We start from the raw sequence: 19,564 nt of genomic DNA on the forward strand, positions 1-19,564 counted from the left end.
GCAGATATCCCCGGCGATCCATCGGCAAATGCCGGGGATTTCTGCCCGGCCCGGTATTTTTTCTTATGGTGTTCTTTCAGGTGCATTAAACCGGTACGCTTCCTTTGGAACCTGGATCTCGAACCGGGCTCCTTTACCCTGTTCGCCGGTCTCTTTTATGGAAAGACCGGTAATGCTGAGGATCTCAAGAGATAAGAACAACCCATAGCCCGTGTTCCGGTAATATTCGCGCCGGAAAATTTTCTCCTTGACCGCGGCAGGAACGCCGACACCATCGTCTTCGTAGATAATTATGACACTATCCTCCTGTACCTTATAGGAGACCCGGCATACCGAGACCGCCCCCCCGTGTCGCAGTGAGTTTTCGATAAAGTTATAGAACACTTTTTCGAGCATGTAATCCGCATAGATCTCAAGACTGCCAAGATCCGTTTTCACGCTGACTGCTCCCATATCAAGGTCCTTGATGGCATTGTTTACCGTGTCAGTTACCTTTTGCCACTGGGGAGTATTTGAACCGATATTCTGGTAATCCCGGGTAAACCGGATCTGTTTCTGGATCAGCTGGGTGATCTGTTCGATTTTGTGGAGATGCTCAATCACGGTCGGGTTGGTCTCAACCTCTTCTGCCAGAGAGAGGTACATAACAATCGCGGTGATCTGGTTGAGGATATCATGCCGGGTGATCGACGACAGGGTGTTGAGCTTACGGTTCGCAAGCTGGATTGCCGCCTCGAACCGTTTGCGTTCCTGGATCTCAGCTTTGAGAATTTCATTTGCCCGCGTGAGCTCCTCAGTCCTCTCCCCCACCCGCAGTTCCAGTTCATCCCGCGCCTTCTGAATTACTTTCTCTGCGAGTTTCCGCTCCGTGATATCGATCACCGAGCAGATCACAAGATTATTTGTTCCAAGGGATGCTGATACCAGGAACTGCCGGATTGAATCGTCCTGTGTGGTGAAATGAAGTTCCATGTCACCGGTCTGGATCCGGGTCCGGATTTCCTGGACAAACATGTCTCTCTCCCGGGACCCGGCAAGGATCCGGGAAAGGTCGGAATCCCTGAGGTCATCCCGTTCAAATTTGAGCATGTGGGCGCATTTCATGTTGATCTCGTGGATCCTGAGCGTTGCAAGATCAAACGTGAAAATACCTGCCTGGGAGTTTTCGAAAATACCGCGGTATTTTCGTTCTTCTGTCCTGAGTCCTTCTGCAAATGATGATGTAACCACGCCGATTGTAACGAAGATCACAAACCACGCGGTCGAAACTGCGACAAGTGACGGGTCAAACCGGCTGAAATCGTAGACCAGCAGGAGGTAGATGGTACTGATGATCAGAGAGAAGAACACACCCCTGCTAGGATACAGGTAGACAAAGATGATGATCGGCAGGAAATACAGGAAGGGAAAAACTTCATAAATCCCATGCGTCAGGGAATAAATGGTGGAATATATGGCTAACAGGGATGTGAGGATGATCCCTGCGATGCCGGCAATGCGGCCGATGAGGGGTCCCTGTCCTCTCACCATTGCAACCGGCGTCATTCGTCATCCTCCGAATCTCTCCGGTCTTTTTCCTGCCTGGACAGGATCGTCTGTTCGAAACGACGTCGCTCAAGAATCTCTGCCTGGAGTTCCTCGTTGATTTTTTCCAGGTGTGAAGTCCTGGCCCTGACCTGCTCCTCAAGATCTTCGAGAGTTTTCCGGATCTCCTCGTCCACGATCTTGCTGCCGGTGATATCAATGGCCGAACAGAGGACGCGGTCACGGCTTACCAGCACCGCCGAGATGACCAGCCTGAGCAGGGTGCCGTCCTTTGACCTGAATATCCCCTCGGTTTCCTGCTTCTGATGCCCGGACCTGACCCGTGCAACGAACTGCTCCCGCTCTGCTGGCTCAGACCAGACCGATCCAAGGTTCCGTCCAATCAGGGCGGCCCTGTCATATTTCAACCAAAGGGCACATTTCGGATTGATCTCAAGGATCTGTTCCGATTCAAGGTCAAAGCAGAAAATTCCGTCCTGTGAATTTTCAAGGATGTGCCTTATCCGGGTACGCTCCTCGATCAGCTGGTTGGCGTAAGATGAAGCAACCACGCCGATCGTAATGAAGATGGCAAACCATGCTGTGGCAATTGCGATGAGGTGCGGATTGGTGAACTCGAAGAGATAGACGAGGCAGATATAGACCAGGCTGATGCCCAGGGAAAAGAGCACAGCCCGTTTCGGGTAAAAATAGACAACGAGGATAATAGGGAGGATGTAGAGGAAGGGAAAAACTTCAAAGATACCGTGGGTCAGCGAGAATATGGTTGTGAGAACCGCCCCGACACTTGCGGCAGCAACGATGAACAGGCGCAGAACTTCCTCATTCTCATTGGACAGGCGTTTCTTCACGTGCAATTCCCCCGGTTTGAACTATAGCTTCCCGGAGTATAATTCAATCCGCTATTGTACTAACGGTTGATCTCATTGCATATATTTTTAAGGCATCCGATCGCGGGTCCTGCACAATCCGCGAGTCGAAATGGCGAACCCGGATATACCCGGCAGAACCGGGTTCGGTAATGCCTGAAGGTTACAACCTGTTGATCCGTTCAAGATCTTCGAGTTTGTTGATATTGGTGAACGTACGGAAATCCGGATCATAGGGTTTGAGTTCGTCTACGGGGACATAGCGGGTATTGATTGACCGGATCATCGGACGGAGTGAGAGCGATTCGTGGCTCCTGAGGTAGTCCAGCAGGGCACTCCTCCGGTATACCGCATGAAGGGGTTCGATCATCTCGCTGCTCCAGCAGGGTATTGCCGCATCGTAGTTGCCTATGGTCTCAAAAAGGTACGAGACCACACCCGCTTCTATGCAGGGCATATCGCAGGCAGTAACAAAGAGAAAATCCCCCCGTGCTGCAAGCGTGCCGGCATGCAGGCCGCCAATAGGGCCGATCCCCTGCCTGATATCGGTGATGCAGGTAACCGAATCGACATGACGGAACCGCTCGCATTGCGAGGGATCCCTGGCCACGAGGATGATCTCGTCCGTTACCGTGCGGAGCGTATCCACAAGCCGTTCGATGAAGGTCCTGCCCTCGTAAATGAAGAAGTATTTCTCCTGCCCGTTGGCCCGCCTGGCCTCCCCGCCGACGAGGATCACCGCCGACCGCATGGTTTAGTTCCCACCTGCTGCAAGGGATTCGCGGAACCTGATCAGGTCGACGATTGCAGAGTTGTACGGGGTTGGGATCCCATGCAGGCGGGCCTTCATTACCACTGCCCCGTTCAGGAAATCGATCTCTGTCCTTCTCCCCCGGGTGATGTCCTGCAGCATCGATGAGTGATGCAGCGCCGTTGCCGGGAGCTGAACGTCCCTGAGATACGCCAGGTAATCTTCTGCGGTTGCCCATGGTAAGTGCACTGTTTCAGCTTCAATGACCCGGAATGCTTCGTGCACAATCTTCTCTATTATCCTCCAGGATGCCGGGTGAGTGAGTTTTCCATAGGGAACCCCCATCACGGCCCCGAGAGGGTTGAGGGCACAGTTATACAGGGTCTTGCCCCAGAGCTCGGACCGGATAGTACTGCTGGTTCCGACGCGGATGCCGGCACCACGAAGGATACCGGCGAGCAGTTCAACCGGCTCACCTGCCCCCTCCGGGAACCGCCCGATCATCATGGGCCCCGCCTCGACAGAGACGTGGATCGCGGCATCGCCCCGCCATTCAAAGCCGGTGATGATCATGCCGCCGATCACCCGGTCCGTGAACCCGCTGAGGATCTCCTCGTTGCCGATCCCGTTCTGGAGGCTGACCGTCTCGGTGTCCCTGATCAGCGGGGCAAACTGCCGGCATATACTTTCAGTGTCCTGCGATTTTGAGGAGATGATAATATAATCGAACCTGCTGTCCTGTGGAACCGACTCCGATGCACTGAACCGGAATGTCCCTTCTCCCCACATTCCGGTCAGGGTGAACCCCTGTTCAGCAATTGCGTCCGCGCTGCTCTTCCGGCAGACCACATGGATCCCGCATACCGTTGAAAGCTTTGCCGCTACTGATAACCCTACTGCACCCGCACCGAGGATGAGAATTTTCATGGGATGGATCGTTCCTGTGGCCCTGGATTGCGGCCTGTACTGTTGACTTGAATCTGATGGTGATTGTCTATCGGGTTAAATATACTGGCATATTCCCGCAGGGCCCGTCTTCTCCCGGAATTATTGGGTCTCCTGTATCGTGAAGTTTACGCAAAAGGCAACCCGTTCTTTACGGGGTGCCTTCTTCTCCATGGCAAGCAGCGTCTCCTTGATCTCGACCGACGGGGAAAACCCGCCGATGCCATCAGCTGCCACTATACGATGACAGGGTACCACGAGCGGTGTCGGGTTTCGGGCCATTGCCTGCCCCACCACGCGGGGAGAAGTGCCAACCCGGTGTGCGATGTCCCCGTATGTGGCGGTCTTTCCTCGTGGGATCTCCTGGACCGCACGGTATATCCGGCTGTACACCGAGTCATCGTGGATCGCGATAGTTTCCAGAGGACCGAGATCGACAGCCCGGCCTGCACAGTATTGCCGGATCAGCGATGGGACGTCGCCAGGTATGGCAGTCGTGGCAAAGCGGATGCGATGGATGGTGTTCCCGCTCCAGTACACGTGGACATACCAGAGCCCCAGCCGGCAGGACCCGGTCAGGACTTCCATTGTGCCAGCACCTCCCGGAACCGCTCAAGGTCGCATACGATCATCTCTTCCTGCATCCATGCCGGCAGGGCGTTCCGCACCCGTTTTTCCAGGAACCTCTTCTCTCCCAGCACGAGCACGCCACGGTCCTCAGGTGTCCGGAGCACCCGGCCGAGGGCCTGGAGCGACCGGTTGACGGCTGGCAGCGTGTAGCAGAGGAACTCACCCTCATCGCCGAACTTGTGCCGGAAGTACTCGATCATCATCCTGCGTACGCGGTTGAACGGTGCCAGCGGCAGGCCGATCACCATCGCCCCGGAGAGCATCTCGCCCCGGTAATCGAGCCCCTCGCTCCACTTCCCGCCGCAGACCGCAAACATGACGCCCGATTCCCGCCGGGACGGAAGGGACAGGAACTCAGTGAGTGCGGCGCTGGCATTGGCCGCATCCCGCGGCTCGATGAAGATTTTCTTCCCCCGGATGTGCGGGACTGCGAGGTCCGCATAGGACTCGAGAATCTGGTAGCTCGAGAAGTAGATCGCCCGGTTGCCTTTCAGGGTGGAGAACGATCGGATATATTCAACGATTTTATTCGTGTTATCCCTGTTCTGGCGCATCGAGTACGCGGTAGTGATGTCGTTTGAGCAGGCCACGAGCCGGTTCTCTTTCGGGAATGCATTGGGCAGGGAAAGGGTCGTGACCAACGCCTTCCCGAAGTAGTATTTTTTGAAGCTCTCGACCGGCGAGAGCGTGCCCGAGATCAGGATGCAGCAGGCATGTGAGCCACAGACTTCCGTAAGAGAATCAGCTGGATCGATGCTCCGGACTTCGAGCGTGATCCCGGATTCCTCCTTTCGATACAGCGTCAGGAAGGACGGGTCGGTGGCGGAATTGGAGAGCCGGACAAGGAATTCGGTGAGCCGCTCGATCGCGGTCTCCCTGAACTCACCCGACTTCTGGTTTTTCTCCCGGATCGTCTCGGCGAGGCCCATAAGATCGTCAACAATTTCATCCATCTGCCTGTAGAGTGACTCCCTGATGATCATCCGGTCGAAGATTGCGGGATCGAACCAGTCCTCTCCTTCGGTCGAGTTAGCAAGGCCACGGATGAACTCCGTGAGCCGGGGGAGCACGTGCCGGACTGCCTCTGCCCCCTTGTGACGTTTTTGCATGCCGGATAATTCCCTCGATGCCTGTTCGAGGTCGCGCTCCTCCAGCGTAACACTCTCGATGCCGGTGATCACGTCCCCGCAATTATGCGCCTCATCGATGAGAAGGAGTATGTCCTGCGGCTCCACGTTCAGGTTCGCATAGAGCTGCTCGCGGATGTCCCGGTCGAAGAGGTGGTGGTAGTTGAGGATCACGACATCGGTAGTCTTCGCGGCATGCATCATCAGTTCGTACGGGCAGATGCCTGCACTGTACTCCGAGAGTTCCCGCGGGGGCACCGGGTTTGCGATAACCCGTTCGGCCTTGTTCCGGAGCTCGGTTGAAGGAATCATGCGGATGCCCACTCCCTCGGCCTGCACGAACATTTTGCTGCCTATATAATACGGGCAGAGGAGCGGGTGCTCTTTGTCCATGCGGCGGACCTGCTGGATGATGAACGGGTCCTTGGCCGGGATCATCGCCCCTTTCTCGGCCCGGTCCCGCATCAGCGAGTTCGAGAACGCCTTGACCCCTTCGCACCGCCGGTATACGTCGCCCACTCCTCCCAGCGGGCACATGCTCCCCTTGCCGACAAGGTACACGGTCTTGATCTGCGGCTGCTTCTGCTTCACGAGTTCGAGCTCGCGGATAAACGTGGTGAGCTGGCTGATCGTCCTGACAGCGATCACGATCTTCCGGCCCTTCCGCTCTGCGAGGAGGGCTGCGACCACGCTTGATTTCCCGGATCCGGTCGGAGCATCGATCATTGCGATACCGCCGTCGCGGGCTACCTGTGCCGAGACTTCGAGCATGTGGCGCTGGCCGGGCCGGTATTCGCTGTACGGGAAGAATGAATCGATGCTGTCCATTGCCTGAGTATAATTAGTGCTGCCGGGTTTTATGGGCACCGGAAGGGGACGTGAAAATGAAAACGGGTGAGCAGAGGGACAGCCTCCTGTGCGAAACCCCGGCCTCGTTGATCCCGGATTATGCACGTACCTCGGGCACTTCCAAACTTCCATAACCTTTCGCCACCAAGTGAGGTTACTGGAGTTTACATGATGGACATAAAAATCCTCAAATGGCTGGCGGATCTCGCAATGGCGATCACGTTCGCGGTCTGTTTTATTACCGGGCTGTTAAAATTCAGTCTGCTCCTGCAGGTGACCGGTCTCAACGACCTGGTCCTACCCTCTGCGCTGATATCAGACCTGCATGACTGGTCGGGTATCCTTCTGGGACTATTCGTGCTCCTGCACCTGTACCTGAACCGCACATGGATTACAGGAATGACAAAATACGTGCTCGGGAATACACGGCAAAAAGAGTGATTTCTCGTCCTGCTTCCCTCGGGATATGGAAAAATTTGCTCTGTAGAAACCCACATAATCGCTGACGCTCTTTTGGGCTTTGCCCCCGCCGCTATGGCATCCCCCGGTTGCGATGACTATTGTATTACCTGCCATTTGACTCAGGTCATCGCATTGCGCCCCGCCCCCCGCGGGGGACTGGTGGCGCAAGATGGGGGCATCGCCTCTTTGAAAAAAATGATTTCTACAGAGCAGAAAAATTAATTCCCTGAGAAACTCTCGTTCAGATCGCCGGAATTGGAATAGCCCCGCTGTTCCCAGTACCCCTGATACGAAGGATCATCGGTCAGTTCGATCTTCTCTATCCACTTGATCCACTTGTACCCCCACTTGTCCTCAGCCACCAGTTCGAACGGGTAACCTCTCTCGGCTGGCATCGTGATATTGTTCATGCGGTACGCCATGATGATATCGTTCTGTGTGAAATAACTGAGCGGGAACGAGGTTGTGTAACCATCAACCGCCGTGAATACCACCGTATTCGCCCGGGGATCAGCACCGGCATCAGCGATAAGATCCCGGACGAGCACACCCTCCCAGAGGATCGTCGCATCCCATCCCTCGACGCAGTGGAGGGTGACCACTTTTGAATAATGAGTGTGCTGTGCAAGTACCTCGTCGTAGGTATATACGACCGTCCGGTTTGCCAGACCAGTCACGGTGAGCCGGTAATCCGTGATGTTGACGTGCTGGGGACCGGCAATGGAATTTTCATGGAAATCGTTTACCGACGAAAGATCTTTTCCCTGGTATGATCGCACTTCGACCGGGGCAAGTGGTGTCGGGCCGCTCCCTGTGCCCGTCAGGCTGACCGGGAACCGGAAGACCAGGATGGCAATGATCACGACAACGAGAATGGCCAGTACTGCTGCCGCGATGATACGATTGTTCATGGGGGGAAATGGGCACCGCAGGTTATTAATGATTGGATAGGTGCAGGTTATATGGCTACCGTTTCAGATCTCCGCCACAAGTACCTTGTAGAAATTTTCCGCTGCATTGCGCTCGATCCATGGTCGGTGACCGCATTTCTCGAGAAGGACAAACCGGAAATCTGCCAGCACCCTGGTGAGCGGGTCATTCACGCCCTCAGCAGGGTGGGGATCCCAGTCGCCGTGAATCGCAACTACCGGACAGGTGATCGATTTAGCCATCTGGATGAGGATCTGTTTTTTCCGGAGTTCGTTCGCTTCGTCCCAGACGTCTTTGAAGACCTCGTACTGGCAGTGGAACCCCTCCTCCATCGCGTTTGCTGCGTCATAGGTGTCAGCATGGGCCATCAGTGTGCCGAGTTTTGCGAGAAGGGCGTTCTTATTGGGAGTTTCCGGGTCTGCGAGCTGTGTGAGCAGTGCCTGCGCCCCGGCCTGGTCATTTTTATTGAGCCGTGTCATCCGTGTCTGCGTCACTGAAGCGGCATACTGCTCCTCGAACGGGGGGCTGCTTACGAGCACCAGTTTTTTGACAAGCGCCGGGTAGCGGGCGGCGAGCATGAAGGACAGGTATGCGCCCCACGAGAAACCCACGAGTGTCACCGGGACTTTTCCGTGCTCCAGAAGGACCGAACGGAGTTCCTGCACCTGGCCTTCGAGAGTAGTCTCGGTCTGGAACGGTTCAAGAATGCCCGTCACTGCGGAAAGCTCGCGGGCAACAGGCGCCACTTCTCCTGGCGCTCCGGGCCCTCCATGAATAACTGCTACTGCATATGGTCCATGTCCCCACTTCCTTACCGGTCTCATCGTAATTACCGGTTTTCTCACCAGAGTATAAATTGTCCTTGGTCAGGCAGAAAAAAAGAGGTTACGGATATACAAATATTTACGCCCGGGGTTTCACTCCCGACCCTGTGGCAACCCCCGGATGCGATAACTCCTGAACAGGTAATCCCGGCCGCATCGCAATGCGCACGGGCGGTGGGGGGACAGGCACTATCTCCCTCTCTTAAAATGCTAACTGACAATACTGTTTCAACTACGAAGATTTCTACAAGGTTATAATTTACTGGTTTGAACGGGCCTGCCTCATCAGTGCGAGAAGCCCTGCAAGGATCTCTTTTGGCGTTGGCGGATTGCCCGGGATCTTCAGGTCTACCGGGAACAGCATGTCCGCCCCACCCAGCACGGCATAGGTCCCCGCAAAGATGCCGCCATTACAGGCATCGTCGCCTACTGCCACCACGAACTTGGGCGAGGGCATCGCCTCGTAGGTCTTCTTTGCAGCGATCGCCATGTTGTGCGTAACCGCACCGGTCACCATCAGCACATCGGCGTGCCGGGGCGAGGCTACGAAGGTGATGCCGAACCGCTCGACATCATAATAGGGGTTGTTGAGATTGTTGATCTCGATCTCAGTTGCGTTGTCGCTGCCGGTGTCGAGCTCGCGGATAGCGATACTGCGCCCGAATACCTCACCGACCTCACGGTTGATCTCACGGCCAATCCGCTCGATGTCCTCGTCCCGGGCGATCGGGTCTTCCGTCACTTTCTTTTTCAGCAGGCAGGATAATGCGTTCACCATTGCTTCACCTCACAGATCCGTCCCTGCATAGGACAGGTTCAGGCTCTTGTTGATCACGGGGAAATCCGGTACAATGTTTCCCAGTACGGCATGCTCGATTGCCTGCCAGTTGCAGAATGATGCAGTCCTGATTTTGTAGCGCTCGATCCTTCCATTGCGGATCCAGATCCAGCAGAGGTTCTGTCCCCGGGCAGACTCTACGAGTGAGATGGCATAACCGTCCTGGACGGGTACCTCCGCTTTCACCGGTCCGTCAGGGATTGTCTCAAGCAGCTGCTCGAGCAGTTCCAGCGAGTCCATAATCTCTGATGCCTTGACGGTGAACCGGGATAGTACGTCCCCGTCATGCAGGACGGTATTGTCCGGAGGGAATATGCCATAGATACCGTACGGGTGATCGCTGCGCACATCCACTTTCCCTCCTGATGCACGGGCTGCCGGACCGGTAATGCTGAGCGGGCGCAGCAGTCCCCTCCGGATAGTACCTGTCGTCGCAAACCTGTCGAGAACCGATGTAGTCGAGAGGACGATCTTCAGTCCGACCCGGTAGCGTTTCCGGAACCGGGCTATGAACTTCCCGAGTTCCGCCAGTTGCTCTTTCCGGAGATCCTTTGCTACCCCTCCGGCAACCACCATCCCCCGCATGAACCGGGAGCCTGTCAGGGAGGCATTCATCCGGAAGATGTCCTCCCGCAGGACGGCAAACTGGCCGGCCCCGAGTGGGAAGGCAACATCGATGAGCATACCGGCCTGGTCGCCGAGATGCGAGCAGATCCGCTCCAGCTCCAGCAGGATTGTGCGCAGGTACCAGGCACGGTCGGGTGCCGGAACCTGCGCGATCTTCTCCACAGCAAGGCAAAACCCGGTCGCGTTTGCCACAGATTCGTCGCCACTAACGGCCTCTGCCACTACGATGCAGTCCTGGGGAACCCGGCCTTCCGCGAGCTTCTCGATCCCCCGGTGCTTGTAGAACATCCGGATCTCCAGGTTGAAGATCGTCTCACCGATCACGCTGAACCGGAAATGACCCGGTTCGATGATTCCTGCGTGCACCGGCCCAACAGGTACCTGGTAAACGCCTTCGCCATGGACCGGCCTGAACGGGTACTCGTCTTCGGCATCCACGGACTGTACTGTCTCTATTTTCCCGTTCCGGAAGGATTTTTCGAGCGGATGGAACCCTGACGGGTAGCTTTCATGGAGGAAGAGCCGACGGGTATCGAATGCATCCGGGAATTCAATACCAAAACCGTCCCTGCACTCGCGCTCAAACCACGATGCGGCCGGGAATGTCCCGGCAATAGATGCGGCACGTCTCCCCGTGTGCCTGATCACGATCAGGACCGCGCTCTTCTTCTCGAAGACCGAGAAGAGGGAGAACCGGGCGACCGGGGAGAACCCTTCAGCACAGAACAATCCAATCAGGACACATTTCCGGGTGGCAAGGGTGGCGGTGAGAGGTATAAATTCCTCTTCCCCCACCTCAAGATAATATTCCCCGTTGTGTCCCATCGTGATCCGCTGGGCAAGTTCCCCGGATCCCACCAGTTTTTTGACATATTTCATCCCTGCATTTTCCTGAGCATCGGATAATCCGGTATCAGTCGTCATCAGAATCTCAGCTCCGTTACGATCTGGTTGAAGAAGGATATTTCACCGGACGTAAAGACGATCCCGAGCAGGACTATCACAGCCAGGAGGATCACGATGGGGACCTTCATGCTGGCCGGGGTATGGTACTGCCTCATCTCCATGGGACTCTCCGCTGATGAGACCTGCGTGAACGTGCTGATCACGTAATACCCAAGCGCGGCCGACGCTATGAAGAGCAGGACAAGCAGGACAACAAGTGCAGGAAGGGAGACCGCACCCAGCTGGAGCAGGATGAAGAGTTTTGAGAAGAAGATCGGAGATGGTGGCATGCCGACGATCGCAAGTCCGCCGATGATGATTCCCCATGCGGCGAGCGGCTGGAGCCTGAAAACGTCCCGGATCTCATCAACGGCATCGACTGAGAGCGTACTCCGGTACTGGCGGTGGAGGATCCCGGCCGAGAAGAAGAGGGAGGCTTTCGTGAATGAGTGTGCCATGATGTGGAAGAGCACCCAGAACAGTGCGAGTGGTGTCGAGACGGCAAGGCCAACGAGCAGTATCCCCATGTTCTCGATACTCGAAAAGGCAACCAGTTTCTTGAGGTTCTTCTGGGAAAGCATGGAGATGGCAGCGATGCCGACGGTCAGGAGTCCGAAGATGGCGAGCAGGGGAGAGGCTGCTGCGACCGCCGTGGTCTGGTGCACGATGGCATAAACGCGGATAATACCGTAGATCCCAACATTCAGGAGGACGCCGGAAAGTATGGCGCTCACCGCAGACGGTGCCTTTGCATGGGCTTCCGGTAACCATGTATGGAACGGGAAGATGCCGGACTTTGCGGCAAACCCGATGAAGACAAGAGCAAAGGCTGCGATCAGCATGCCCGGCGGGAACGCTGTTGCGTGCTGCATCAGGCCGGTCCAGTTCAGGGTTCCGGTACCAAGGGCTGACCGGGAGATCTCGAAGAGGAATATGAGGCCGACAAACGAGAAGAGCATGGAGATCGAGGCGATAAAGATGTACTTGATTGCCGCATCGATGTTCTCTCTGGCAGCCAGGATGGCGATGAGCATGGCCGAGATGATCGTGGTCATCTCGGCGAAGATCCAGAAGAGGGCGAGGTTGTCCGAGCAGAAGGCAAGGACAATAATGAGGAGAAGCAGGGCCCATGCCGCGTAGAAGAGACGCAGGCTGTTCTTCCCGAGTTCGCCGCTGTCCAAAAGGCCCTCGACATAGCCCCGGGCATAGATGGCCGCAAACAGGAAGACGATGGTCGCGATCAGCACTTCATAGATACCGAGGTGGTCGATGAAGAAGTACTGGCTGCCGATCAAAAATGTCGAGACCGGGATCTGGTTGGAGAGAATAAGATATATGGCGAGCCCGAGGAAGATGAGCGCCTCCGCGATACAGGCAAGGTTCATCTGCCGGTGGGTACGGCTGATGGCTATGAGTGCAATGGCGCAGGCAGCAACGAGGACAAAGCTGATCAGGATCATGGTGTCTCCTCCGTATCGTCCAGCAGGTGGAACCGGTTGAGCCGGTCATGGTAGTCTTCGAGGGTCGAATCGATGCCGACGGTCAGGATCGTGGTCAGCAGCACGAGGATGACCAGGTCGATGATGATCAGGAATTCGATAATAAACGGCAGCTCGGTGACGAACATGCCAAAGAGCAGGACACCATTCTCCATCGAGAGGTACCCGAGCACCTTGGAGATTGCACGCTTGCGCGAGAAGGTCACCATCATGCCCATCAGCATCAGGGAGATCCCGAGCACTGCCCCGAAGAAGAAGAGGCTCTCCCTTGCAGGTGTCCCTTCCACGATCTTCGAGAGGGTGATATAGATGACGAGCATCAGGGCCATGGAGAGGAGGAGCGAGGTAGTAGGATTCAGGAAATGGAACTCGATGTCCCGCCTTATCCGGACCCGTTCCTGGATGGTCGCGATAAAGTAGGGGATGACGAGCACCTTGCTGATAAACGTGATAATGGCGATGGCGAGGAGAACGCTGCTGCCTTCGAGCGTGTAGAGCGAGAGGGCGATCAGTACGAGGGTCAGGGACTGGATGGCGTAGACCGAGACGAGCGAGAGGATATTCCGGGTGGAAATGATGTAGGCCGCGGTGATGATCACGATGACGAACAGTACCCGGATGATCCCCTGGACGAGTGCCGGGTCGATCATGAGAACACCTCGATGATGATGATCAGTGTAGAGAAGAAGAATGCCATGGCAAAGAGGCTCGGGAGCCGGAAGAACCGCATCTTTGCCATAGAGGATTCAAAAAGCCCGATGACGCCGGCAAGTACGGTCCCTTTCACAAGGAAGAGGACAAGGGCGAGGAGGAGGCCGGCCGCAGAGAGCGTAGTCGAGAGACCGAACGGGATAATCAGGTTGATGAGCAGGGCCATCAGGAGCGTGAGCTTGACCGCGGCGGACAACTCCATGAGGGCGAGATTGGAACCGGACTGTTCCAGGATCATGCCCTCATGGATCATAGTGAGTTCGAGATGCGTCTCCGGGTTGTCGACCGGAATGCGCGAAGTCTCGACGATAAGGATAATGAAGAGAGAGATCCCGATCAGGATAAGGGTCGGGGTTGAGAGCGTGCCGGAGGCAGCCGAGAGGGTGAACATCTCGAATATATTGAGCGTCTTGAAGACAAAGACAAGCGCAGCAAAGACGATGATGGTGGTGGGTTCGATGATTGCCGAGATGCTCATCTCCCTCGAACTGCCCATCCCGCCAAACGAGCTGCCCGCGTCAAGACCTGCAAGGGCCATGAAGAACTTGGCCAGAGCGAGCAGGTAGAGCAGGAGGATGATATTGCCAATTCCCCCGACAGGCTCAGGCACGAAGACCAGCGGTACGAAGAGGGCTGCTACGAGAATCGCTGCTATGTTGATGATTGGGGTGACCCGCATGATCCAGGATGAGTGTGGCGAGTAGATCACCTCTTTTTTCACCAGTTTTGCCAGCATAAAATACGTCTGGAAGAGCGGCGGGCCTCTCCTGCCCTGTGTCCACGCCTTCACTTTTTTTATCAGGCTGATGAAGAGGGGGGCGATGGCAAGGACAACCGCCGTATTGATCACCAGGTACAGGATAAACTCCGGGCTCATGCAAACCACCCCAGCCACACGATTATGACGAGCACCGTAACAAAGACATAGAGAAGGTACGTGTCAAGACACCCGTTATGGATCCGGGAAACAGACTTCGCAGCCCGGCACGAGACGCGGGCAACGGGGAGATAGAGATACTCCTCGAATACTTTCAGGAGCCGGATCTCTGCGTTCCCCTCCTGGAATATGCAACCGGCAGCATCGAAAAATGTGCGCTCGTTCCGGATCTTTGTCCGGTAGATGGTCGAGAAGATGATGTCGATGGGTTCCGAAAACCCGTGACCGCTGTACTCAGTTAACGGCTGTTGCGAAGGCATCCCGCACCCCCATGTCCCGGAGATGCGGACGTTCCGCGAAGCGGTAATATACAGCACTCCATAGGTAAGGGCAACCATCGCAAGGAGGAGCACGCCGATCATCAGCATGTCCGGGATCGGCACTGAATATCCGGCCAGCGTAAACAGCTGGAGAGCGAGAAGCCCGATGACCACGCATGCCCCTGCCAGGAGAGCGGGGCCGGCAAGCATGGGAAGGGGTACCTCGCGGGCATCAGCGCTCTCTTTTGAGCGTGGCAGGGCAAGGAAGACCGATCCGAATGCCTTGACAAAACAGGCAGCGGAGAGCGCACTTGTCAGCGCGAACAGGGCAAGACATATGAAGATCAGGACTTTAAAGAGCGGATTTGCCACGGCAACAGAAGAGAAGAACGAGATGAAGATCAGGACCTCGCTCGCAAACCCGTTCAGGGGCGGGAGGGCTGCAATTGCAACGGCCCCGATAAAGAAAAGGACCGACGTGTAGGGCATCCGGTGCACGAGCCCTCCCATGTGCTCGATATCGCGGGTATGGGTTGCGTAGACTACGGATCCTGCTGTAAGGAAGAGGAGGCTCTTGAAAAGCGCATGGTTGAGGGAATGGAAGAGGGCCCCGAGCAGGCTGAGCGTGGCAAGTGCCGGGAGACTGTACGATGTGAAGATAACCGAGAGGCCGATCCCGACAAAGATGATGCCCACGTTCTCGATGCTGCTGTAAGCGAGCATTGCCTTGAGGTCGTGCTCCTTGAGGGCATAGATGATCCCGAGGACCGCTGAGGCCGTTCCCGCGGCGAGGATCAGGACACCCCACCACAGGTCCGGTGTGAACACGTAGAGGAGAAAACGGATCAGCCCGTAGATGGCGATCTTGAGCATCACGCCGGACATAAGCGCCGAGATAGGGGACGGGCTTGCGGGGTGGGCATACGGGAGCCACTTGTGAAACGGGATGATGCCTGCCTTTATCGAGAAACCGAGGAACAGGCAGAGGAATGCGGCGGTCAGGAATGGAGATGAAGGTGCAGGCACGTGGGTAAAGGCAAATGTCCCGGTCTGCCCGTACAGGATGATGATGCCCAGCATGACAAAGAGTGTCGAGAGCTGCGTCATTACGAAGTAAAAGATGCCGGCCTTTTTTGATTCCGGGTCATCATATTCGTACATTACGAGGAAAAAAGAACTCGCAGCCATCAGTTCCCAGAAAAGGAAGAACGCCAGGGTTGTACCGGATGCGATCACCAGCACCATCGAGAGGATAAAGAGGTTTGCACAGGCGCAGAGGAGGTTCCTGCGGGAACCGCCATGCAGGTGTTCGACATACCCGGTAGCATAGATCGCTACACACCCTGATACTGCCGCGATGATCAGGATGAAGAAGGCTGCGAGCCGATCGATCACGAGCGTGAGAGTGAACCCGGCTACGGGCTGGTACGCCGTCCACGAGATGACTTCGCCGGAAAGGAGGACCGCGAGGGACAGGATTGCCAGGAGGGCCGATGCCGCAACGGTACATGCCAGGGAGACCGTTCTCGCCAGTTTCCGGTCAGCTCCTGCAGTGACGAGCGGAATGGCTACACCCGCAAGGAGAAGTGCAAACCCAAGGAGCAGCAGTTCCTTAATCATGCGTGGCGTCCCCTTTTATTGCGGTAATTTGGGTACCGGCATGGACTATGATGCAAATCCCGGGATTGCAGCGGGTAAACACCCGTGCACAGGTCCAAATCTGCTGTACGCCCGATCATTCTGCCTCCGGCTTCACCGGATTCTGTACTGTTGATTCCTGCGTACATTCCCGTCGCATGGCACAGGTCGCTCCGCCCTTTCGGCCGGCCCGATCACTGGACAACGGTCCCCTGAGGGTACCAGGGAGATCGCTTTCACGTACCGGGCGGAAACCCATGGTATGATACAATTCGGCTACTCCGGCAGCGGCCCGGACATATAGTACATCCCGTTTTCCCGACGCTTCGATAAGGAGCGCTGTGACTCCCCGTACAAACCCTTTCCTTCGGACTTCTTCAAGTATATAAATCCCGTCGAGTTCGATCCCGTCCGGGTGACGCACACATCGTGCTACGCCGACGAGCCGGGTACCATTGAATGCAGCGAACATACGGGTCATTGCCGGATCAGTGTCAATGGCACGGAACCGGAGACTGAGTTCCTGCTTTATCCTCCCGATCTCTGATGCCCTGAGTTCCCGGACTTCCACAGAATCGGGTCCCTTGGGTGGTGATGGCATGATATGGTTGGCGATGAGCATTCTGTTTAACGTGTGGAGGAGATGCGGCCGGAACGTGATAAACCCTCCGCTCTCCTCGCCGGCAAGATTGTAGAGGGTCAGAAGGGTCTGGTCCTCGTTGAACTCATCATCTTCAGAATTTACGGTGAGTGACGGCACACCTCACCTCCGGGATCGGGACACCTGTACCAGAAAATATGGGGAAAATTGTGCATTTAAATCATCAGCGGATAATAATTCATCATGGTTATTTTTCAAAGCATATATACCATTATGGCGGACCGGGCAAAAAACCGGGAATTCTTATGGATTTTTATCAACCGGGCCGGCCCGGTTATTGTATCCGGAAGGAACAATGTAAAAAAAATGCCCTGAATAGGAATACCAGGCCGGATTCCAGGTTTTTTCCGGATGCGCGCACAAAAGAAGCCCGGTTAATTATAATTCTTTCTCGATCTCGGCCTTTATCCTGTCCAGCGTGATCCGTCCGATCTTCGTGACCCGGCCGTTGACCAGGACCATGGGAATCGGGGGATATTCCTTCTCTATGATAGCGCGGATATATTCCGGTGTACCTTCGTCAACGAGGATGAGTTTTACATCGACGCGGTTCCCATAGGATTCTGTAAGCACTTTTCTGAGTTCCGCAACCGCGTCGTTCAGTTTTCCCGAGAGATAACACCCTTCAAGGCCGCAGGTGCGTTCCCCATCACAGGGAAACGGGGAGCATTCTGATGTTTTCAGACCGACGATCTCAATATGGACGGTTCCTGCCATGCCATAACAGTTTAGCCGATCACTATATGAGGATTCGTTATCTGACACCGGTATTGTAAACACCTGGCGGAGTAAAAAAGGGAGATCAGATAAACCGTTCAAACCGGTCCTTCGTTGCCTTGCAGATCGGGCAGAGATCCGGTGGACTGTCCCGAGCGCAGAGATACCCGCAGACCTTGCAGCGCCAGACAGGAAACGCAAGGGTTTCCTTGGGGATCGGGATGAGTGTTTCCAGCGTTTTGTTCAGGCTCCGGGCGAGCCGGGGGGGTCGCCGTTCGGGAACCGGCCTGATGGCCAGCTCCCCGGCTTTTATGGTATTGTTGACATAGAGCGAACAGTAACAGGCCCCGTATTCCGACAGATCGGGATCACGGTAATTGCAGGGGCAGATAATGTCAATGTCTTCTTCCCGTTTGCCGGATGCAAGCCGGCACGGGCAGGAACGGTACCCGTAACGGAACTCGTTTTTCATCAGGCCCCTGATCAGGTTCTTCGTGAATTCAGCATCCGGATTCAGGTGGTAGCCTCCGCTTTCGGCGTCATTGTTAAGAGTCTGGTAAATCTTTTCTACATCAGTCTCTTTCAGTTCCGGAAATCTCATATTCCCAGAGCCTCCCGGATCTCGTGTTCGCGGAACCCGATAATTGATTTGCTGTCATTGATGACCAGCGTGGGAAACGATCCGCTGGGGTTCCATTTCTCTACGCTCTGCATGGCATCATCCTGCTCCTGCCCCTCCAGGAGGTCGACATAAACAAAATCGAATGCAATCCCCATCTGCCTCAGGAGTTCCTTGGTCCTAGCACACCACCCGCAGGTTGAGAGCGCATACAACATCACCGGTCCCTTATCGTTCCCGTTTACGTGTTCCACAGGCATAAAAAAACTCCTACTGTTATGGTATGCATGGAGATTGAAAGAGATACTATTTATAAATGGGTATCCGGTAAATCTTCCGGGACCCGCGAGTGGAAATCCTCAGATTTGCCGGAGATGCATGTACGGGAACGGAATATTAAAACCGATTCTGGCCATGTTTATCCGGTGACCCGCACAGAATTCCCCCCAAAAAAAGTTACTTGTTCTCCATGATAACTTTGACATCTTCAAGAAGTGCCTGGAGGTCTTCCTCGTGCTCTACTTCCTGGGACAGGATCGTGAGGATCATGTTATAGGTGACCGGGTCTGTATCCCGTGTCTTTTTCAGGAAGGAATTGTACGTCTTGATAGCGCACTGCTCACCCTTGATATTCTGCTCAAGCACTTTGACGATGAACGGGTCATCGGGCGCTTCGTACCCGCAGTTTGTCAGTTTTAACCAGTCCTGGGGTTTTGTGACCGGTACCCCGCCCAGCTGGATGATCCTCGTTGTGAGGAGGGTTGCATGCGCCAGTTCCTCAGTTGCATGCAGCGTCAGTTCAGCGATCACCGCTTCCTTGTTGGGACCGCGGACAACCTTAGAACCAATCCAGTACTGGTAATATGCGAGCCATTCATCGGAATATGCCTTGTTGAGGAGCTTGAGGAGCTCATCAACGTCAATTCCAACAATTTTTCTTCCTTGCGTTCCCATGGATGTTCACCGTCAGGTGTATTGACTGACAAATAACTTCAAATCTTAACCGATTTATGCATATCCGTTCTGAAAGCGGGATAATTTTTTCTGCTCTGTAGAAATCATTTTTTTTTCAAAGAGACGATGCCCCCCTCTTGCGCCACCAGTCCCCCGCGGGGGACGGGGCGCAGTGCGATGAGCCCCGAGTCAAATGGCAGGTAATACAATAGTCATCGCAACCGGG

20 protein-coding genes are annotated in these 19,564 nt (G+C 55.3%); 1 reads left to right on the forward strand and 19 read right to left on the reverse strand.

Annotated features, from left to right (window positions below):
- Window positions 1–63: 63 nt before the first annotated feature.
- The 6 genes from WBL42_RS02590 to WBL42_RS02615 form a co-directional block, all read right to left on the reverse strand.
- The gene (locus WBL42_RS02590) at window positions 64–1,545 is read right to left on the reverse strand and encodes an ATP-binding protein (protein ID WP_424719703.1); all 1,482 of its coding nucleotides are present in this window, start codon (window positions 1,543–1,545) and stop codon (window positions 64–66) included.
- Window positions 1,542–2,396 (reverse strand): PAS domain-containing protein, encoded by an 855-nt coding sequence (locus WBL42_RS02595; protein WP_424719704.1) that lies wholly within the window; start codon window positions 2,394–2,396, stop codon window positions 1,542–1,544. Before WBL42_RS02595 ends, WBL42_RS02590 begins: the two co-directional genes overlap by 4 nt.
- 181 nt (window positions 2,397–2,577) lie before the next feature.
- Window positions 2,578–3,165, reverse strand: a complete 588-nt coding sequence (mobA, locus tag WBL42_RS02600; RefSeq protein WP_424719705.1) for a molybdenum cofactor guanylyltransferase — start codon at window positions 3,163–3,165, stop codon at window positions 2,578–2,580.
- A 3-nt stretch (window positions 3,166–3,168) separates the two neighbouring features.
- Entirely contained in the window at window positions 3,169–4,092 is a 924-nt protein-coding gene (locus WBL42_RS02605) for a ketopantoate reductase family protein (RefSeq protein ID WP_424719706.1), read from the reverse strand.
- Between the two features lie 120 nt (window positions 4,093–4,212).
- Window positions 4,213–4,698, reverse strand: a complete 486-nt coding sequence (locus WBL42_RS02610; protein WP_424719707.1) for a methylated-DNA--[protein]-cysteine S-methyltransferase — start codon at window positions 4,696–4,698, stop codon at window positions 4,213–4,215.
- Window positions 4,686–6,695, reverse strand: coding sequence for an ATP-dependent DNA helicase (locus tag WBL42_RS02615; protein WP_424719708.1), 2,010 nt, complete (start codon window positions 6,693–6,695; stop codon window positions 4,686–4,688). Before WBL42_RS02615 ends, WBL42_RS02610 begins: the two co-directional genes overlap by 13 nt.
- Window positions 6,696–6,884: 189 nt before the next feature.
- On the opposite strand from WBL42_RS02615, the gene WBL42_RS02620 reads away from it, so the two are divergent.
- A complete protein-coding gene (locus tag WBL42_RS02620; protein ID WP_424719709.1) occupies window positions 6,885–7,157 on the forward strand; it encodes a DUF4405 domain-containing protein in 273 nt (90 codons plus the stop codon).
- 239 nt (window positions 7,158–7,396) lie between these two features.
- On the opposite strand, the gene WBL42_RS02625 is transcribed toward WBL42_RS02620, so the two are convergent.
- The 13 genes from WBL42_RS02625 to WBL42_RS02685 form a co-directional block, all read right to left on the reverse strand.
- On the reverse strand, window positions 7,397–8,089 hold the full coding sequence (locus tag WBL42_RS02625) for a molybdopterin-dependent oxidoreductase (RefSeq protein WP_424719710.1): 693 nt from the start codon (window positions 8,087–8,089) through the stop codon (window positions 7,397–7,399).
- A gap of 63 nt (window positions 8,090–8,152) precedes the next feature.
- Complete coding sequence (locus tag WBL42_RS02630) at window positions 8,153–8,854, reverse strand: alpha/beta fold hydrolase (protein ID WP_424719711.1); 702 nt, start codon at window positions 8,852–8,854, stop codon at window positions 8,153–8,155.
- A 337-nt stretch (window positions 8,855–9,191) separates the two neighbouring features.
- On the reverse strand, window positions 9,192–9,710 hold the full coding sequence (locus WBL42_RS02635) for an NADH-quinone oxidoreductase subunit B family protein (protein ID WP_424719712.1): 519 nt from the start codon (window positions 9,708–9,710) through the stop codon (window positions 9,192–9,194).
- A gap of 9 nt (window positions 9,711–9,719) precedes the next feature.
- Window positions 9,720–11,321, reverse strand: a complete 1,602-nt coding sequence (locus WBL42_RS02640) for an NADH-quinone oxidoreductase subunit C (RefSeq protein ID WP_424719713.1) — start codon at window positions 11,319–11,321, stop codon at window positions 9,720–9,722.
- Window positions 11,321–12,802, reverse strand: coding sequence for a proton-conducting transporter membrane subunit (locus tag WBL42_RS02645; protein WP_424719714.1), 1,482 nt, complete (start codon window positions 12,800–12,802; stop codon window positions 11,321–11,323). The genes WBL42_RS02640 and WBL42_RS02645 overlap by 1 nt, the downstream gene beginning before the upstream one ends.
- The gene (locus WBL42_RS02650; RefSeq protein ID WP_424719715.1) at window positions 12,799–13,491 is read right to left on the reverse strand and encodes a hydrogenase subunit; all 693 of its coding nucleotides are present in this window, start codon (window positions 13,489–13,491) and stop codon (window positions 12,799–12,801) included. Before WBL42_RS02650 ends, WBL42_RS02645 begins: the two co-directional genes overlap by 4 nt.
- Complete coding sequence (locus tag WBL42_RS02655) at window positions 13,488–14,429, reverse strand: respiratory chain complex I subunit 1 family protein (protein WP_424719716.1); 942 nt, start codon at window positions 14,427–14,429, stop codon at window positions 13,488–13,490. The genes WBL42_RS02650 and WBL42_RS02655 overlap by 4 nt, the downstream gene beginning before the upstream one ends.
- Complete coding sequence (locus WBL42_RS02660; RefSeq protein ID WP_424719717.1) at window positions 14,426–16,369, reverse strand: proton-conducting transporter membrane subunit; 1,944 nt, start codon at window positions 16,367–16,369, stop codon at window positions 14,426–14,428. Before WBL42_RS02660 ends, WBL42_RS02655 begins: the two co-directional genes overlap by 4 nt.
- A 115-nt stretch (window positions 16,370–16,484) precedes the next feature.
- A complete protein-coding gene (locus WBL42_RS02665) occupies window positions 16,485–17,147 on the reverse strand; it encodes a GNAT family N-acetyltransferase (protein ID WP_424719718.1) in 663 nt (220 codons plus the stop codon).
- 279 nt (window positions 17,148–17,426) lie between these two features.
- Window positions 17,427–17,765, reverse strand: a complete 339-nt coding sequence (locus tag WBL42_RS02670) for a hypothetical protein (RefSeq protein ID WP_424719719.1) — start codon at window positions 17,763–17,765, stop codon at window positions 17,427–17,429.
- A gap of 85 nt (window positions 17,766–17,850) precedes the next feature.
- A complete protein-coding gene (locus WBL42_RS02675) occupies window positions 17,851–18,366 on the reverse strand; it encodes a ferredoxin-thioredoxin reductase catalytic domain-containing protein (protein WP_424719720.1) in 516 nt (171 codons plus the stop codon).
- Window positions 18,363–18,644, reverse strand: a complete 282-nt coding sequence (locus WBL42_RS02680) for a glutaredoxin family protein (RefSeq protein WP_424719721.1) — start codon at window positions 18,642–18,644, stop codon at window positions 18,363–18,365. The genes WBL42_RS02675 and WBL42_RS02680 overlap by 4 nt, the downstream gene beginning before the upstream one ends.
- Window positions 18,645–18,840: 196 nt before the next feature.
- On the reverse strand, window positions 18,841–19,338 hold the full coding sequence (locus tag WBL42_RS02685; RefSeq protein ID WP_424719722.1) for a ferritin-like domain-containing protein: 498 nt from the start codon (window positions 19,336–19,338) through the stop codon (window positions 18,841–18,843).
- Between the last annotated feature and the right edge of the window lie 226 nt (window positions 19,339–19,564).

This window comes from Methanoregula sp., assembly GCF_049686655.1.
Taxonomy (GTDB): Archaea; Halobacteriota; Methanomicrobia; order Methanomicrobiales; family Methanospirillaceae; genus Methanoregula.